This window comes from Pseudoalteromonas rubra, from assembly GCF_000238295.3.
In the GTDB taxonomy this organism is placed as follows: Bacteria; Pseudomonadota; Gammaproteobacteria; order Enterobacterales; family Alteromonadaceae; genus Pseudoalteromonas; species Pseudoalteromonas rubra.
In genome coordinates this window covers 106486-121869 of sequence record NZ_AHCD03000034.1, presented here as the reverse complement: position 1 = coordinate 121869, position 15384 = coordinate 106486, and the positions used below count along the sequence as shown (strand labels likewise).

Genomic DNA, 15384 nt, shown 5'->3' with positions numbered 1-15384 from the left:
TTCAAACTACAGTGACCCTTATTCAATCGAAACATTTTGTCACTTCAATTATCATTTATTTAACAGAAGCGTAGCCAAGAAATATCGTATTGTGTGTGCGGCTGAGTTGTGCCTATAAAAGGCACTTGCGATCTCCTCTATGAACGACGTTATTATGTCAGAATAAAGTGGGTTTCAGGTGGGTATAGGTCACTGCCGCAGTGTTCCCAACACGGGATTTTATTAATAATCTAAGGATAAGGTTTTAAAATGAACAAATTAATTAAAGCAGGACTTGTAGTTGCTTCGACATTCATTGGTGCTCAGGCGATGGCTGCCTCTATGGATTGCGAAATTGGTGAAGCGCAGTATAACCGTGAGTACGGCGGTTACACCTGTTATACGGTTGAGTTTGGCTCAGAAACTGCCAGCACAACCTATAAAATTGTATCGGACAAAGCAGTAAGTAATGTCGTTTGGGATGGCGCTGCTGCCAGCTGTGGTGTGTCTAGCAGCACATCATGTACGGTACAAACTTCTGCAAACACGGTACACGCAGCCACTGCTATTATCCTGTTCCAGGATGGTTCATGGGAAAAAGCATGGGCGACCAGCTTGTTTAATAATATCTAAACTGGCGCCGTATTGTATTTCAGGGCTGCACAGCCGGCCCTGTATTGAGTTTTTACATCACTTCCTTTCTTACAAACCGCGTCATCTCTGCGTCCTTGCCCTAAATAAAAATCTTCTTTCGATAAGGTATTGCAGCGTGTGCAAACCCCTCTAAAATAATAGGTATAGAAGGAAGTTGGTAGGTGCAATGAACTCATCGCAGTGGTTTATTATTTGTAGCATTTTGATATCCGCGCTGTCGTTCGGCAAACTTGCCGTAGCTGACGTATTAGATGTTTCCGTTGGCTGGACTAAACCCCCGTATGTGGTTGAACAGGGGGATACTGGCTTCGAACTGGATATGGTAAAGGCCATTTTTGCCTTGCTGGGTCATGACCTGCGGTTTGTGTATGTTCCCTTTGGTCGCTCAGATTCACTGTTGAAAACACACAAAGTAGACGCAGCACTGACCATGAACCGGCGCATGGACCTGGCCGGTGCGGTATTATCCGAGCCTTATATCACCTACCACAATACTGCCATCAGTTTAAAAAGCCGGAAGTTAATAATACCCAATATCAGCGCTTTAGAAAATTACGCTGTGATTGGCTTTCAGAATGCTTCTTTGGTACTGGGCATGGAGTATCGACTGGCGACCGCCAGCAGTCCTTTGTACATTGAGCTACCCGATCAGCAAAAACAGGTAGAATTGCTGTTGCAGGGGAAAGTGGATGTCGTGGTTATGGATGTCAATATATTCAATCACCTCAGCAAAGCGGTTGTTGGTCAGGATCAGATGCCCAATGTATCGGTTCATCATCTGTTTCCTGCATCGCCGTATCGTATCGCTTTTCGGGACTCAGATCTTAAAGAGGCCTTTAATCTTAAAATGGTGCAGTTTAAACGTAGCGCTGCTTATCAAACGTTGTTGAACAAGTACGAATTTCTTCAGTAAACCTCCAAACCCCCTTTTTCTATGAACGCAGCTGCCAGATAAAGCCACACCGGGTCTTATCTTGCGATTTCACCATTCAAGATGTCTTTTTTTGTCGTTAAAATGCAATAAGCGACGTGTCAGGGTGAGCTATGATATGTGCCGAAGGAGTAAAGCATGACAAGAAAACAAGTATATTTTATCGCTGACGGATTTCAGGCACTGGATTTATTTGGGCCTTTAGATGCGTTTATGGAGACCAATTCCCATGTGTCTCATGCGTATGAGTGTAAGTTATTGAGTTTAGAGGCTGGACCTGTAACAACGGTTTATGGTCAGCAAGTTCAGGCTGATTATGGTCTGGAAGACGAGTTTGCAGTAGACGACTTGATCATATGTGGGGGCAATGGCATGCGCACGTTATCGCTCAATGCCAGGCAGGTTGAGAGACTGTCTGAACTGGCGGGCAGAGCTCAGCGCGTTTTCAGTATATGTACCGGTGCATTTGTGCTCGCCCGGCTTTTTCCGCAAAAGGCCTTAACGTTAACCACGCACTGGCGGCATTGTGATAGCCTGGCCCGGCTGCATAGTCACTGTACCATTTCACCAGAGCCACTCTACATACAGGATAAACACATCTGGTCATCAGCCGGTGTGTTGTCCGGGGTCGATTTAGCACTTGCCATTGTTCGTGAGGATCACGGTAACAGTGTTGCTGCACAAGTTGCCAAAGACCTGGTGGTGTATTTGCAGCGCTCAGGGAATCAGCGCCAGTATTCAGATGCGCTGGCATTGCAATCGGGTGACAGTTTGAAGCTCTCTCCGCTTATGGAATGGTTGACGACGCAGCTTAACCAATCCGTTTCTGTTGCAAGGATGGCGGAGTTTTGTCATCTCAGCGAGCGACAGCTTACCCGTTTGTTTAAGCAGCACCTGAACTGCACACCGAGTCATTATTTTAAAGTGCTTAAGCTCAACCATGCCCGTGATCTGTTATCAGAAGAAAACATCAGTCTGCGGCATGTGGCCGGTAAGCTGGGGTTTAATAACTATGACAGCTTCAGACGCGCATTTATCAGACAGTTTGGCGTATCTCCGTCGCAATACACTAAGGGAATTAATCGATGAATGACACGGTTAAAGCACTATTGCTGGGTTGCTGTGTGACGCATGTTGCTGCGACTCCGCTTAATGAGGCAGAGCAACAGGCCTGGATCACTGACATTGATTTTTATGCACATCAGGTAAGAGCCCGGCATATTCATCCATTTCATACGCTCACGGAGGTGGATTTTAAGCACAAGGTCGAAACGCTTAAAACGGCTCTGCCCGAACTGAGCGAAGCCCAGGTTGAAACCCGTTTAATGGCAATAAGCCGGGCGATAGGGGATGGTCACAGTAACTATTTGATGATGTCGGGGCCGCATCAACACTTTCCGTTTCGCTTTAAGTTTTTTGGCGATACTTTGAAAGTGGTAGATGCGACTTCTGAGTATCGTGAGTTAATCGGTACTCAGCTTCATTCAATCAATGGTCTGAGCGTTGCTGAGCTGTACACTCAACTTGCACCTGTGCTCCCTGGTGTGGACAATCGGTTCAGCGAGCAAAGCAGTTTTGCATATTACCTGTCTTTACATAAGCTGTTGCTGGGTCTTGGTATAGTTAAGCAGGGTTTACCAACCTCTTTTCACTTTATCGCTGGCACGAACGAAAAAACCTTACAGATTTCTCCGGTCAGTATGCGGGAGTTTGGCAAGCTTGGCTCTGCTTATTCACGTGTGGAACCTAAGTTGACTGTGCAAGATATCGGGATGCCAGGGATCACATTGAGTCTGTTAGAGAATCAAAAAGCGGCGTATTTTGACTTTTCGTCTTACCCGACTCCTGAGCAAGTGATGTCGCGTTGTGATGCACTGCAATCAACACTTGAGTCGGCTGGCTCACGGTATCTGATCATTGATTTCAGGGGCAACAGTGGCGGGAATTTTTACTCGGGTCTGGCACTGTCTGCCTGTTTACTGCCTCTGGACCAGGTTGACTGGATGCGGGGTGTTTATGTGCTGACGGATAGTGTGACATTTTCTGCTGCAATGTCGAATACGGCCCAGTTCAGACAAATTTTGAACGCTCAGGTAGTTGGTACCCCAACCGGAGGCGATCCAAATCATTTTGCGGAAAATAGTCAGTTTTTAATGCCTAACTCTGGCCGTCGTTTCACCTTATCTAAGCGCTACTATCCATTTATCGCAGAACAAAGTGACGCTGTGTATCCTGATATTCATATTGAACCGAGCTGGGATGATTATCGGCGCGGTAAGGATACGGTACTGAGTAAGTTGCTGGTTCGATTGAGTGGCATGCAGATTACGGGTAACACCGTTTCAGCCTCAGCTGAATAAAGCAAAGCTCTGTCGCGTACTCAGGTGCGGCAGAGCACATTTGCTCAACGTGTTACTTGATTATGAGCATACGAAGCGGCTGTAACATAAAGATGTCGCACAGGCATACAGCACTGTTGGACTCCAGGTGCCACCGGCGACTTGCGGTGTGTCTGCCTGATGTATTTGTCTGGCGTTTGTCGAGAGATGTTTGATTGATGTCTTTTTTAGCGTCAGTTTCATGTTCATTCCTTTAGTTGTTACGTTCACCAGATTGAACGCGCAGTTAATGTACAGTGTTACCGATCTGAATACACTTCCTTTTTATTAATTCTTAATTAACCTTTTGTTGCGGTTTTTGCTCTAGTGTACTGATTTTATGTAAGATAAATAAATGTTTCAAACTCCCCGTTGTTAATTTTATTTTTTATTTTTGTGAAAGTTTTTCGCGGTGGTCAGGTCTTTTTGTAAGAATTCAAAAGGAGATACAACATGACCACATTATGCAAACCTGCGACTTTTTACCCTGAACACCTTGTCAATGCAGATGACATCATGACCGTAATTGAGATTTGCCACCCAGACAGCCCATATAAGCAACGGGCTTTTGAGATGATCCAAAATACAGAGGTAAAGAATCGACATTTGATTTTGCCCCTGACAGAGATTGTGAAACTTCAGGATTTTGGCGCGCGAGCTGCACGCTATAAAGAGGCCGCCATTGAAATGGCTGAAACGGTAGCTATTGAGGCGATGGAAAATGCTCAGGTTGCACCTGAGGATATAGATATGGTGATTGCCACTTCCTGCACCGGTTTTATGATGCCCTCTTTAACAGCCCACCTGATCAACCGGCTGGGTTTACGTAACGAAACCAAACAAATCCCGGTTGCACAATTGGGGTGTGTGGCTGGTGCGTCGGCAATCGGGCGGGCGTTCGAATATTGTCAGAGCCGAAAAAACAGCAATGTGCTGATCGTCTGTGTTGAAACATCCTCATTGTGCTTTCATAAAGAAGCCAATCGGTTGCAGGACTTTATCAGTGACGCTTTATTTGCCGATGGTGCAGCCGCGGTGGTAATGCGGGGCGACAGCCTGGTATCTGGCCTTAAGCTTATTAACAACCAGAGTGTGACGATTAAAGATACCATCCCTTATATTGAATATGACATCACGCATCAGGGCTTTAAATTTTCTTTAGATAAAGAGGTGATGCATTCGATCCCACACGTTGCGCCATATTTGCAATCGTTTTGTCAGCGCAGTTTATCGCGTAATGCAAACCAGGTAGACAGCACGATTTTTCACACCGGTGGTAAGCGTATTCTTGATGAGCTGGTAAGGTGTTTGTCGCTTGAACCCGATATGGTATCACGCTCTCGCGATTGTCTGGCTGAAACGGGTAACACCTCGAGTGTTGCGGTGATTGATGTACTAAAGCGTACCTTTGATTCAGCCAGGTGTGGTGATGCCAGTCTGCTTGCTGCGTTTGGCCCAGGTTTTACCTCGGAAATGAGCATTGGTGTATGGCATTAAAACGCGATTCGGGTTTAACTTAATTTAAAAGAATTGACTTGCCGCTGATCGAATTGACGCATCAGCGCGAGTCAACTTTCATCATTCATTGCTACCCTGGGCGATGATTTTGATGCTGAACTGTGACAAGTTGGGTATGCACAATTTCAGGCAAGACTGTGACTTTATTGTATAATTTAGCAATTATCCTTTAATGACCCGGGTCATGTACAAAAAAGCCTTTCTTGCGCTGAGCGTTTTCTTTATTTCGGTGTTAATCGTGGCAACACTGGACACGTTTTGGTTTCACAGTGCCGCCACAAAACGACCAGCCCTGATGCCGTCAGTATTACCCCCCGAGGCTCAGCTAAAGCAAGTGCAATCTGCACACCCGCTGCTCGACATTTATGAGCTGGCTTCAGACTCCCCGCAAGCGGCTTTAACACAACTGACGCGCTGGCACCAAAATGCGCGAGACCTGGCGCCCATTGAGCACGTGTATGTGTTGTGGATCCATAGACGTGCAACCCGTGATGATCCCGAGCGGGACAGATTAAACCAGCAACTGACAGATCTGGCGAACCAGCATCAGCTCTATTGGCTGGAAGCCTGGGTGGCCCAGGCGCAGGCAAAAACGGCCTTGCGTATCGGTGATCTTACAGCCGCGCGTTCTGCTATCTTGAGGGCTGTGGTGGTTGCTCAGCAACACCAGATCGGGTTCCTGTTAAAGGAGGTCTATAATACCGCTGGCGTGGTGTTTAACTCGACCAATGAACTGGTCAAAGCGCAGCAGTACTTTCTTAAAGGGATTAAACAGCTTGAACCGTTACCCGAACACCGGCTGCGTGCGCTGTTGCACAATAACCTCGGTCTGCTGTACGTGCATCTGGAGCAGTGGGACAACGCGTTAAAATATCTGAGCCAGGCTGAAACGCTCTACCGCCAGTATGCCGATGCTACGCCAGAGTACATGTCGCTAATTTTATTTAACCAATCTTTTGCCCATAACCGTGCAGATCAAGCCGTCCAGTCCAGGGAAAAATTCGAGCAGGCACTCAGTTATCTGGATGAGGATGTGAGCGATTTTTATCGCGTTGTCGCGTTTAAGAATGAGGCCAGACTACTTAACCTGGAAAAAGACTTGAGTGGTGCAACGCAAAAAGCCAGCCTGTGCGTTGAGATGACCAGTGCTGAACAATATCCAATGCAGCATGGGATCTGTTTACTGGAGCTGGGCTTTGCTTACTACGCGAGCAGCCGTTTAGATGAAGCACATGCGGCAACGCGCTCGGCAATGGCGGTTTTTGGCAAGCTTAACCATGCTCGCTGGCTAATAAAAAGTCGGCTTTTTCTTGCCGATGTGCTTGAGCGTCAGGGGGAGGCGCAAGCGGCATTAGCACTACTTAAAAATGCCCGAATAGAAGAAAAAGCCATGATTATGAATGAGCTGATTGCACTGGATACGGCATTGGAGGTGCAACAAATAGCTCAGGAACGTGACCTGTTGAGTGCGCAAAGTCGTTTATCTAAGCTTGAGCTTTTACTGGATAAGCAGCGTTTCAGATTACTGGTTCTGTGGCTGTTCCTGACGCTCACGGGGGCTGGGTGGTTGGCGCTGCGTGCCAGAGCAGTGAACAAAGAAAACCGTCGCCTGTATGACCTAAGCTTTGTAGATCCGCTTACAAAAGCGGCCAATCGTCGTTTGTATCAGCAGGAGATGGCACGGCCAAGCAAGCTGAGAGCTGAGGTTCAGTACCGACTGGTGGTGATTGACCTGGACCACTTTAAACAGATCAATGATACCTATGGTCATGACAAGGGAGATTGGGTACTCAGTGAAGCCGCAGCCCGCTTACAAAAGTTTGTAGCCGATGATGAGTTGTTTGTACGCTGGGGGGGAGAGGAATTTCTGATGGTGGCTAAACAGCGCGATGCTTTTCGGGACTTCGCTCAAAACATGGTTGATGCGCTGAGAGAAGAGCTCTTTGAATTGGATGACACTTCGCTGCGAGTGACCGCCTCTTTTGGTGTAAGCGAGGCAATGAGCGTACTGCAATTGGGGGCTTCGGATGGGGCATTTAAATGCGCCGATCAGTGTTTATATCAGGCTAAGAACAATGGCCGGGATCAAGTTGTGATGCCTGAAGAAATTCGTTAGTTGATTTAACTTGTGAGGCTAAGTTGGGAGGATGTATGTAGGGACCAGGGGAAACCTTAAGGCGCCCCTTTGACATTCGCTTGGAATTTAAAAGAGTTCGATGGCATAGAGTAAACAGTATTTACCAGTCGATCCTGCCCACCTTTTATGGGGGTAGCCATGTGCGATAACCTCTGATTTAGCAAGATGTGCAGCCAATAAAACAGATAAATTGGCGTCAAAACCGGGGTCTGACCTTGTCATCCAGTATCCATCCGGGCAAGAGTCTTCACTTGTAGTGAGCTTAAATACGACATCACCCTGACCAAACTGTGAGTACGTAACGACCTTTGCCACAGTTGTTTTTGTGGAACCTTTGGGACTAGTATCAATATCAGAATTAGCAATAGCTAAAGTACTAAAAGTGGACAATATGGCTAACAGGAGGGGAGTCCAGGTTTTCATTGTTTCAGTTCTCTGTATAAAAATAGCGGCAAATAATACACCGAAGTTTCAGATCAATAAAGCTGCAATTCACTTTATGGGTAAGTTACATCTGTTATTCCGTCTCTGGAGGCGTGATTTGCCGCTGGTCTGAACCGGCCTGTAAGTCGTATTTTACTTATACAGTTCCAGCTCGCCTAAGCTGAGGTAGTTGCCCAGGTCGTTGGATACATCGAGACGGTAATATTGGTAATGTGCCTTTGATTCCAGACAGTACTCAGACATAGTGGGAAAGTCGGGTTTGTCGCCAGAACCAATAGGGGCCCACACCTGTTTGTCGTTACTGCCATATAGTTTCCAGCTGGTGGTTACCCAGGTTGTGGTGTGATTGTAGCCTTGTGCAAGTGCGATTTTAGACACGGCTTCTGCCTGAGGCAAAGTGACATAGATTGACTCTTGCTTCTCTTTAGAGAACCAAACATGGTTGTAGCTATAAACAACCACGTCATCATTGAGGTGGTTAATACTACCGTGACTGGTCGTCGCCACTTCAAAGCCACTGATAGCAACTTGTTCGTCTGCCAGCTGGCAGGCACGGTTAGGCACTGTGCCATCACCTATGGTCAGTTCAAAATCACCGCTTTGCTCCGTCGCATCAACCCAGTGACCATACCAGCCATTGAAATCCAGAGACGGAGAACCATAATATGTGGCTTTCACACCGGCCTGATTGATCACATCAAAGGTGATGTACTTGGTGCTGTCGGCAGCGTTTAATTGAGGCTGAGTCCCATGAACCTGGTTACCAGAGATAATACTGCCGTGGCTGTCCGTTGCAATGAAATGCGCGCCACGAAAGTCGGGTGTGAATGTGGTTAATTTATCTTGCGTCAGTATATTGTCTCTGACACTGTCCTGTTTCAGGATCAGTTCATCACTTTGCGCTACAGCAGAGCAGGCAACCAGCGCCAGTGTACTCAAACACAATTGGGTTTTCTTATTGGTCAACATATCTATTCCTTAAAATTATCCTTGTTTCCAATTTAGTATTCTACTGAACTGTTTGTGACAAAGATATGTTTGGGGACCTTAAATACGGTGAATAGTTTGGTGGAATCATTACACTTTGGTTAGGTGTTAGTTATAAGCAGGTGATGGCAGCATGTCTGAATCTTTTTGCGTCCAAATTTGATTTTACTTTGTGTATTATACGCTTTCGGCATATAACAAGCCGATTATGGCGATACTCTGTTTTACTGATTTGGGCTTCGAGAAGCAGAAACCAAACTCGGTCAATTTGGAACAGGTGCTGACGACTCATTATATTGCTTGTGGGACAAAGGTACTGGCACATACCCAATTGTTCATATAGGTTTTGAAGGCGACCTTAAAGTGCTTGCATCTGACTGTGTTTAATTTCTTCGTTTGTTGGCAATTGGATATGACTAAGTTGGCTTGATTATTACGGATCAAGCTGAGCCAGAAGGCCCACGGCTTTGCTGAATGGTACAAGTATGTGTAAGAAATACGGTTAACAGGGCTTTCAAAATGAACTGAAAGTTGGCGTATTTTGCTTCTCTTCACATTATAATCAACACAATTTTGCCTCAGAGAAGAGGTGTTATTTATGAATGAAAGAAATGGAACCGATAGATTTAAAAGAATATATATCTGAATTACTTCAGGCACACGATGTGCCTTTTCATACAGAGAATGAATGGGTTATTCCTTATGGTGAATTGCCTGCTATTCGCGCAACCTGGTATCAGAGAGAAACGAGCGGTGTATTTGAAGTAGATGTGTTATTAGAGGGGGGACGTATTATAAATGAATGTTTCTCTGGTTTTGGTATAGGTAAGGAAGGGATCTTGAATGGATTGGAGAATTTCTGTGTAAATTCACTGCATGTTTTTCTGTCAGCGTTTTGGAAGAAACATGACCCTGAACAGGTGGAAATCGAAAACTGGCAAATAAACGGAGACAATTACACAGCTTTTATTGGTAACTTTGGAACCAAAGCCACCACTGGGGTTGATGTCTCAATGCCACAAGGCCTGTTTGAATCTATAGAAAGCACGATTAAAAGTGAAGTGCTGGGATCCGATATTTGCTGGTTTAGGGTCTTTATCGGGAGTGTTTCAGGAAATCTTACCTTTGAAGCACTTAAAGAAAACGAGGTTTGGGAAAATGGAGCCTCTATGCTAAAAACCCTGCATTGGGAAAAGCCAGAAGGTTATTATAGTGTTCGAAACTTTATCGTCCTGGTTAAATCTTAGCAAGTCTCAGCCCCAAATGAGGTGCGGCTAAGCTTTTGTGTATGCTCGGACACAATCGTGTCCGTCATACAATTGAGCTACTCTAACATTACTGAAATACTTATTTGACCGCATAAACTCACATTAACGATACAGCTCACCGTTTAAAAGCTTAACGATATCCTCAGCCAGGCCAAAAACAAATAGCGCTTGGTATTTCTCTACATCTTGTATAGTTAACTCTTTCAGGTTTTTCGGTTCGAATTGCTCTGAATGGCTTTGACCACCACCGAATCTATCTAATACAAATCTGAGTTCGCCTTCTGTTCGCCGAAGTAAATATAGCTTGAGAGATGAGGACATCATTGCCATCTTCCCATTGTATTCTTGGCTACCTGAGCTAACAAACAGTGCGCAGCTCTTATCTGCATTACTTTTCAAGTGTCTTGAAAAGATGAGATATTCAAGATCCAATTCTTCCATTTTAGAATGGATTAGGTGTTCAGCTTCCTTAGAGAAAGTTATTGAATGGTCAATATTACTAAATTGTGCGTGCATCGCGTCATTGAGGACTGATATTTCACCAGTAAAAATAGGGACCCCTGACTTTTGCTCAATTCCACTTTTAAGTGCTTGGTTGTGTAGCTCAGATAGCGGAACTGTTAATTTATGTCTAGCACTATCATTGTGAAAGACCGTAAAACCAGTGTAGTAATGGCACAACACATTTTTGTAACCGACTGGAGGAACATAGCCGATTCTTTTGCTTGTAACGTCTTCCACTTGGACTTTGGATGCACAGCCTGTGAGAAAGAAAAATATGAAGTAAAAAATAATATACTTGTTATCCATGGATGATCCTAAAGTAGAGTTTTGTTCTGTATGACTAAAGCTAATTGATACTTTTTTGATTTTAAGTAGCTTTTGTGAGGTATTATCACATCAAATAAACTCAAAGTAAAAGTCGTGATTGGTAAGTGCCTGCAATATTAAAATGGCACTCCGTCTCATTGACTTTCGCTAATAAATTGCTTAAAGATTAAATGTAACTTATCCATACAATTCAAAGTTTTGATGGGTGAGCCTCCTTTCCCTTTACAGCATCATTTTCTAGCTAATTGAGCTATGGTGAACAATTCTTAATGTAAATATTGAGACTTAACAGAGTACGGGTTGCCAAGGTATATATGTCACATTTATCATGGCAGCATCCTCATGATGATAGGTTAGAGCTGTCTCATGCTCAATGCGCATTACAGTCCACCTGAACTCCATGCTATTTCTGCGCCTCTTTGAGTTACGCACTCAGATCTCGTATGCACATCGCACTTGTATTCATAAATAGGTACACTTTGGTACATCTTTTCCGAATCTGTACATTTATCATTGCGCTTTATACACATTACTAATTAGATGGAATAAGTATGAATTCGATATATGCCAGAGCGTGTTTACGCGTTTCACTGGCTTCGTTACTTGTTTTGAGTTCTTCTTCAGGGCTTGCTGCACAAGAAAGCACGCAAAGCGGGGACGATGAAGCGCTTGAAGGCGGGTATGTTAAGCTGGGGCTTGGCTACCGGGCCTCAACGCCAAACCGGGCGCGGGATCATCAAGGCAGCGGGGCTTCAGCATTTATCAATGCTCGTTATCAGTTAGCAAACGGTTTGTTTGCTGAGCTGACTAACTACAGAATGCTCAATGATGGTACGCGTGTTGGGTATAATTTTTATAACCCCGACGGATGGAATTTTGATGTTATCACCCTCAAGGCGCATCAAAGCCTTGATTTTCCAGGCTGGCAGAATAATAAGCCGACCGTACATTATCGTAAATCAACGCAAATGCTGGGCGTGCGGGCCACAGGTTATTTTAACAAAACCACAGTCCAGTTTAGCTGGGCACCCTACTCGTTTAACCGGGAGTATGACGATGGCATGTTTGCCTCTTTATGGGTCGATCAGTCGTTTCAGTACAAAAACTGGCAGATGTACGCCAATACGGGGTTAGTTTATCGTTCTGAGGAAATCATCAATTACTATTTTGGTGTGCCTGAGGAGATAGCGTCTTATATGTTTCCTGCCTATTCCACTTCCTCCGGGACTGAGGTGAGTGCAGAAATTGGGGCGCTGTATCCTATTTCACAACACTGGATGTTTGAAACCTATTTTAAATACAGCCATATGCCGCGCAGTATCAATAACAGTCCGTGGGTCGCTATGTTCAACAAAACTGAAAACCGTGACGGGCATGTATCTGAGCTGGGGGTTTTGGTGAGCTTTGTGTTCTAACCAGGTTGAAAGTATCTACTGTTATAGCGTTATGAAAAGAATAAAAAAGAACCGAGCTGGTTTGCTCATCATACCGGCTTTTACATGTCAGGGTTTGTTACTGTGTGGCTATCTTCAGGCAAAGCCAGATGACCCTGAGCTGAGCAGAAATCGACTTGAGTTATCGCCGACGCAGTGTGTGTCAGTTACGCAAGGGGATAAATGTCACGTTGATGTGAAAGTGCAATGGCAGACACAAGCAGGAGGTACGTATTGTCTCAAATCCTCCCATTCTCAGGAAGTGTTAAAGTGTTGGACAGGAGCACAAAGTGGCTATATTGAACAAACTATAGTGACCACAGAGCCTGTTGTATTTACGCTTTATAAAGAAGGTGGCGCGGAGCTTGCCAAACGTGAGCTCAAGCTGATGTGGGTATATAAGCGTTCGGGCCGTTCACCTGCGTCATGGCGGATGTTTTAAGCCTATGTTTGTAAACAGTGTATCTTGGTACGTTTTGATACACATTGGTAGCCCTTGGTACACCTTCGCATACTGACTTCTTTTAGGATGGTTTCACTTAAGCAAACCACCTAAAGGATATGCAATGCAATTTACAACAAAGATAAAACACAGTGTGCTGATGGCGTCGATGTGTCTTGGTCTGGGCGCTTGTGGCGGGTCAGATAAGCATACAGCGGCAACTCAACCAGAGCCGGTAAAAAAAGCCGAAGTAGTGCAGCCTGAGAGCAAAACCCTGGATTACCAGGCACTGATAGATCAACTGGTGTCGGAAGAAGTGCCAGGAATACTGCTGTATGTAAGAACCCCCGAACACGAATTCACAGGGGCCGCTGGTGTCGCAGATCTTGAGCAGCATACGCCAATGGATGTTAACAGCAGCTTTCATATTGCCAGCTCTGGCAAAATTTTTACCGCGCTGCTGGCCACTATGCTGCATGAGGACGGCATGCTGGATCTGGACAACACACTCGATACCTGGTTACCAGACACTTTGCTGGATCAGATCCAGTACAGTGACCAAATCACACTAAGGCAGCTACTTAATCACAGCAGTGGTATTTACAACTATTCAGATAAAAATACCTATGTAGAAGATAAACTCGCTAATCCGGCATTACTTGTAACCAACGAAAGCCTGACACAGTACGCACTGAATAACCCCGGTTATTTCAAGCCCGGTGCAGGCGTTCATTATTCCAATACCAATTATACGCTGGCAGGCATGATACTGGATAAAGTGCTGGGATATCATAACGCCATTGAGATACGAAACCGCATTATTACGCCTTTATCACTGGATGCGACATTTGCCATCGGTTACGAACAGGACAAGGGCGAAATAACGCCGGGCTATGATTATATCGACGGCGAGTTCATGAATGTTGGCCCGCTGTTTAGCTCCATCTGGTCAAATGCAACACCGGTGGCCTCTTCGGTTGCTGATCTGGCATTGCTCACCCGTAGTCTGTTTAAAAATCCAGACTTTGCGAGTGAGTCGTTACAAGAGTTATTGCGGGGCAGTGACAGTCTTGTTCGTGAAGATGAAAACACCCAATACGCACTGGGTATAATGAAACACACTTATCCAAATGCCACCGTATACGAACACAGCGGCGGTAACCATGGTTATTCCACTCAGAATGCCTATATTGAAAGTCACGATACCAGCATTGTCCTGTTTTTGAGTTGTGGGTTTAGCAGTGAGGAATGCGTCAATGCAGAATATGGACTATTTGAGTTACTGCTTACGGAACTGACAAAAGCCCCGGCTGTTGAGTAGCTGATTGAGGAGGGGCAGCGGGTTTTGCCCCTTTCAACTGTTACGCCCAAATATTATTGGACTTATGGGAAGCGGACGAGGTCACATTACATCCGGCAAAATCTGACTTTTAAGCAATTCAAAGCCTGGCAGGCGGCATAGTTCAAGGATGGTATTTTGCTTCTGTGCTGAGTGTGCTGATATAGTGTGGCAGATTGATTTTTACCGGGGTAGTACATTGATTATAAGAAAAGAGATTGATTATTCGACATATTCACTTAGTGACCTGGAGGAAGCCTGGCTCAGCGTAGATGATTACGCCTACCCCGAAAGAGCCATTGAGATCTACACGCGACTAAAAAGTATGGAAAAAGAAGAAGAGGGTTACGATGCACAAAGCTCAAACGAATTTGTGAATCTACTATCTCGCTTTTTCAGGCCGCATACCTTTGCGGATACCACCTTCAGCGACGAACTGCTTGAACAGAGCAATGCCGAAATGAAAGAAATACGAGTGCAGGCTATGATTGAATCGCGCGGAAAAGTGAGTAGTTAAAAAACATGTTTGAGGATGGACAATCCCATAAAAAAAGCCCCCGCAAATGCGGGGGCTTATCTATTGGTGGAGCTGGGGGGATTTGAACCCCCGTCCAGAAAGCGTCGACCTTCGGTCCTACATGTTTAGTATCGTCTTTTGGTTAACCTTTAAGTCTCGGACGAACACGATAAGTAAAGGCGAGGCCGCTTAAATTTAGCCCTTCAACCCCGGCCAGGGTTTCCGTAGCGATCTTGTGTAGGGTGACACTCATAATCCAGATCCACAAGCATATCTTGGCAGAGTGCTAGCGGGCTATTATGCCGCTAGAGCGTAGTTATCGTCGTTTGCGATTACTTTAAATGCGGCTTTTTTACGAGGCCAACCGCCCCTCGACATGCACCTCAGGCTTCATGAATCCTGTCGAATCCTAATCAGCCCCTGAAATCTCTTTCAGTCAGTAATTGTGATTATACCCAATAAAATCCCTAAAGCTCAAGCGAAGTTTGCCGATAAGTACAGTGATAAGAACTACTTGGCGGTTTTA

At 45.2% G+C, this 15384-nt stretch carries 15 protein-coding genes and 1 other RNA gene; 11 read left to right on the top strand and 5 right to left on the bottom strand.

Annotated elements, in window-relative coordinates; translation table 11 throughout:
• The first annotated feature begins 249 nt into the window (after positions 1-249).
• The 4 genes from PRUB_RS09800 (at position 250) to PRUB_RS09785 (ending at position 3924) form a co-directional block, all read left to right on the top strand.
• On the top strand, positions 250-612 hold the full coding sequence (locus tag PRUB_RS09800) for a hypothetical protein (RefSeq protein ID WP_010385854.1): 363 nt from the start codon (positions 250-252) through the stop codon (positions 610-612).
• Between the two features lie 187 nt (positions 613-799).
• Positions 800-1546 carry a substrate-binding periplasmic protein gene (locus PRUB_RS09795; RefSeq protein WP_010385856.1) on the top strand — a complete coding sequence of 249 codons (747 nt, stop codon included), beginning with the start codon at positions 800-802 and terminating at the stop codon, positions 1544-1546.
• Between the two features lie 156 nt (positions 1547-1702).
• Positions 1703-2653: a GlxA family transcriptional regulator gene (locus PRUB_RS09790; RefSeq protein WP_010385858.1), complete on the top strand. Its 951-nt coding sequence runs from the start codon at positions 1703-1705 to the stop codon at positions 2651-2653.
• Positions 2650-3924, top strand: coding sequence for a S41 family peptidase (locus tag PRUB_RS09785; RefSeq protein WP_010385860.1), 1275 nt, complete (start codon positions 2650-2652; stop codon positions 3922-3924). Before PRUB_RS09790 ends, PRUB_RS09785 begins: the two co-directional genes overlap by 4 nt.
• A 60-nt stretch (positions 3925-3984) precedes the next feature.
• Here PRUB_RS09785 and PRUB_RS09780 read toward each other — a convergent pair whose 3' ends face one another.
• Positions 3985-4146, bottom strand: a complete 162-nt coding sequence (locus PRUB_RS09780) for a hypothetical protein (protein ID WP_155946282.1) — start codon at positions 4144-4146, stop codon at positions 3985-3987.
• Positions 4147-4395: 249 nt separating this feature from the next.
• On the opposite strand from PRUB_RS09780, the gene PRUB_RS09775 reads away from it, so the two are divergent.
• Both PRUB_RS09775 and PRUB_RS09770 read left to right on the top strand, forming a co-directional pair.
• Positions 4396-5439, top strand: a complete 1044-nt coding sequence (locus tag PRUB_RS09775; protein ID WP_010385862.1) for a type III polyketide synthase — start codon at positions 4396-4398, stop codon at positions 5437-5439.
• 205 nt (positions 5440-5644) lie between these two features.
• The gene (locus PRUB_RS09770; RefSeq protein WP_010385864.1) at positions 5645-7576 is read left to right on the top strand and encodes a diguanylate cyclase; all 1932 of its coding nucleotides are present in this window, start codon (positions 5645-5647) and stop codon (positions 7574-7576) included.
• An 87-nt stretch (positions 7577-7663) separates the two neighbouring features.
• Here PRUB_RS09770 and PRUB_RS09765 read toward each other — a convergent pair whose 3' ends face one another.
• Together PRUB_RS09765 and PRUB_RS09760 are read right to left on the bottom strand one after the other, a co-directional pair.
• A complete protein-coding gene (locus tag PRUB_RS09765; protein WP_010385866.1) occupies positions 7664-8020 on the bottom strand; it encodes a hypothetical protein in 357 nt (118 codons plus the stop codon).
• A gap of 153 nt (positions 8021-8173) precedes the next feature.
• The gene (locus tag PRUB_RS09760; protein WP_010385868.1) at positions 8174-9010 is read right to left on the bottom strand and encodes a hypothetical protein; all 837 of its coding nucleotides are present in this window, start codon (positions 9008-9010) and stop codon (positions 8174-8176) included.
• Between the two features lie 620 nt (positions 9011-9630).
• On the opposite strand from PRUB_RS09760, the gene PRUB_RS09755 reads away from it, so the two are divergent.
• Positions 9631-10275 carry a DUF6348 family protein gene (locus PRUB_RS09755; RefSeq protein WP_010385869.1) on the top strand — a complete coding sequence of 215 codons (645 nt, stop codon included), beginning with the start codon at positions 9631-9633 and terminating at the stop codon, positions 10273-10275.
• A gap of 123 nt (positions 10276-10398) precedes the next feature.
• On the opposite strand, the gene PRUB_RS09750 is transcribed toward PRUB_RS09755, so the two are convergent.
• A complete protein-coding gene (locus tag PRUB_RS09750; RefSeq protein WP_010385870.1) occupies positions 10399-11106 on the bottom strand; it encodes a hypothetical protein in 708 nt (235 codons plus the stop codon).
• Positions 11107-11678: 572 nt separating this feature from the next.
• Here PRUB_RS09750 and PRUB_RS09745 point away from each other — a divergent pair.
• The 4 genes from PRUB_RS09745 to PRUB_RS09730 all read left to right on the top strand — a co-directional run bounded on the left by PRUB_RS09745 (position 11679) and on the right by PRUB_RS09730 (position 14858).
• A complete protein-coding gene (locus PRUB_RS09745) occupies positions 11679-12542 on the top strand; it encodes a MipA/OmpV family protein (RefSeq protein ID WP_010385871.1) in 864 nt (287 codons plus the stop codon).
• A 31-nt stretch (positions 12543-12573) separates the two neighbouring features.
• Positions 12574-13002: a DUF3019 domain-containing protein gene (locus PRUB_RS09740; protein ID WP_010385872.1), complete on the top strand. Its 429-nt coding sequence runs from the start codon at positions 12574-12576 to the stop codon at positions 13000-13002.
• A 124-nt stretch (positions 13003-13126) separates the two neighbouring features.
• Positions 13127-14323 (top strand): serine hydrolase domain-containing protein, encoded by a 1197-nt coding sequence (locus tag PRUB_RS09735; RefSeq protein WP_010385873.1) that lies wholly within the window; start codon positions 13127-13129, stop codon positions 14321-14323.
• A gap of 217 nt (positions 14324-14540) precedes the next feature.
• Entirely contained in the window at positions 14541-14858 is a 318-nt protein-coding gene (locus PRUB_RS09730) for a hypothetical protein (protein WP_155946281.1), read from the top strand.
• Positions 14859-14922: 64 nt separating this feature from the next.
• On the opposite strand, the gene ssrA is transcribed toward PRUB_RS09730, so the two are convergent.
• Positions 14923-15279: a transfer-messenger RNA gene (ssrA, locus tag PRUB_RS09725) on the bottom strand.
• Between the last annotated feature and the right edge of the window lie 105 nt (positions 15280-15384).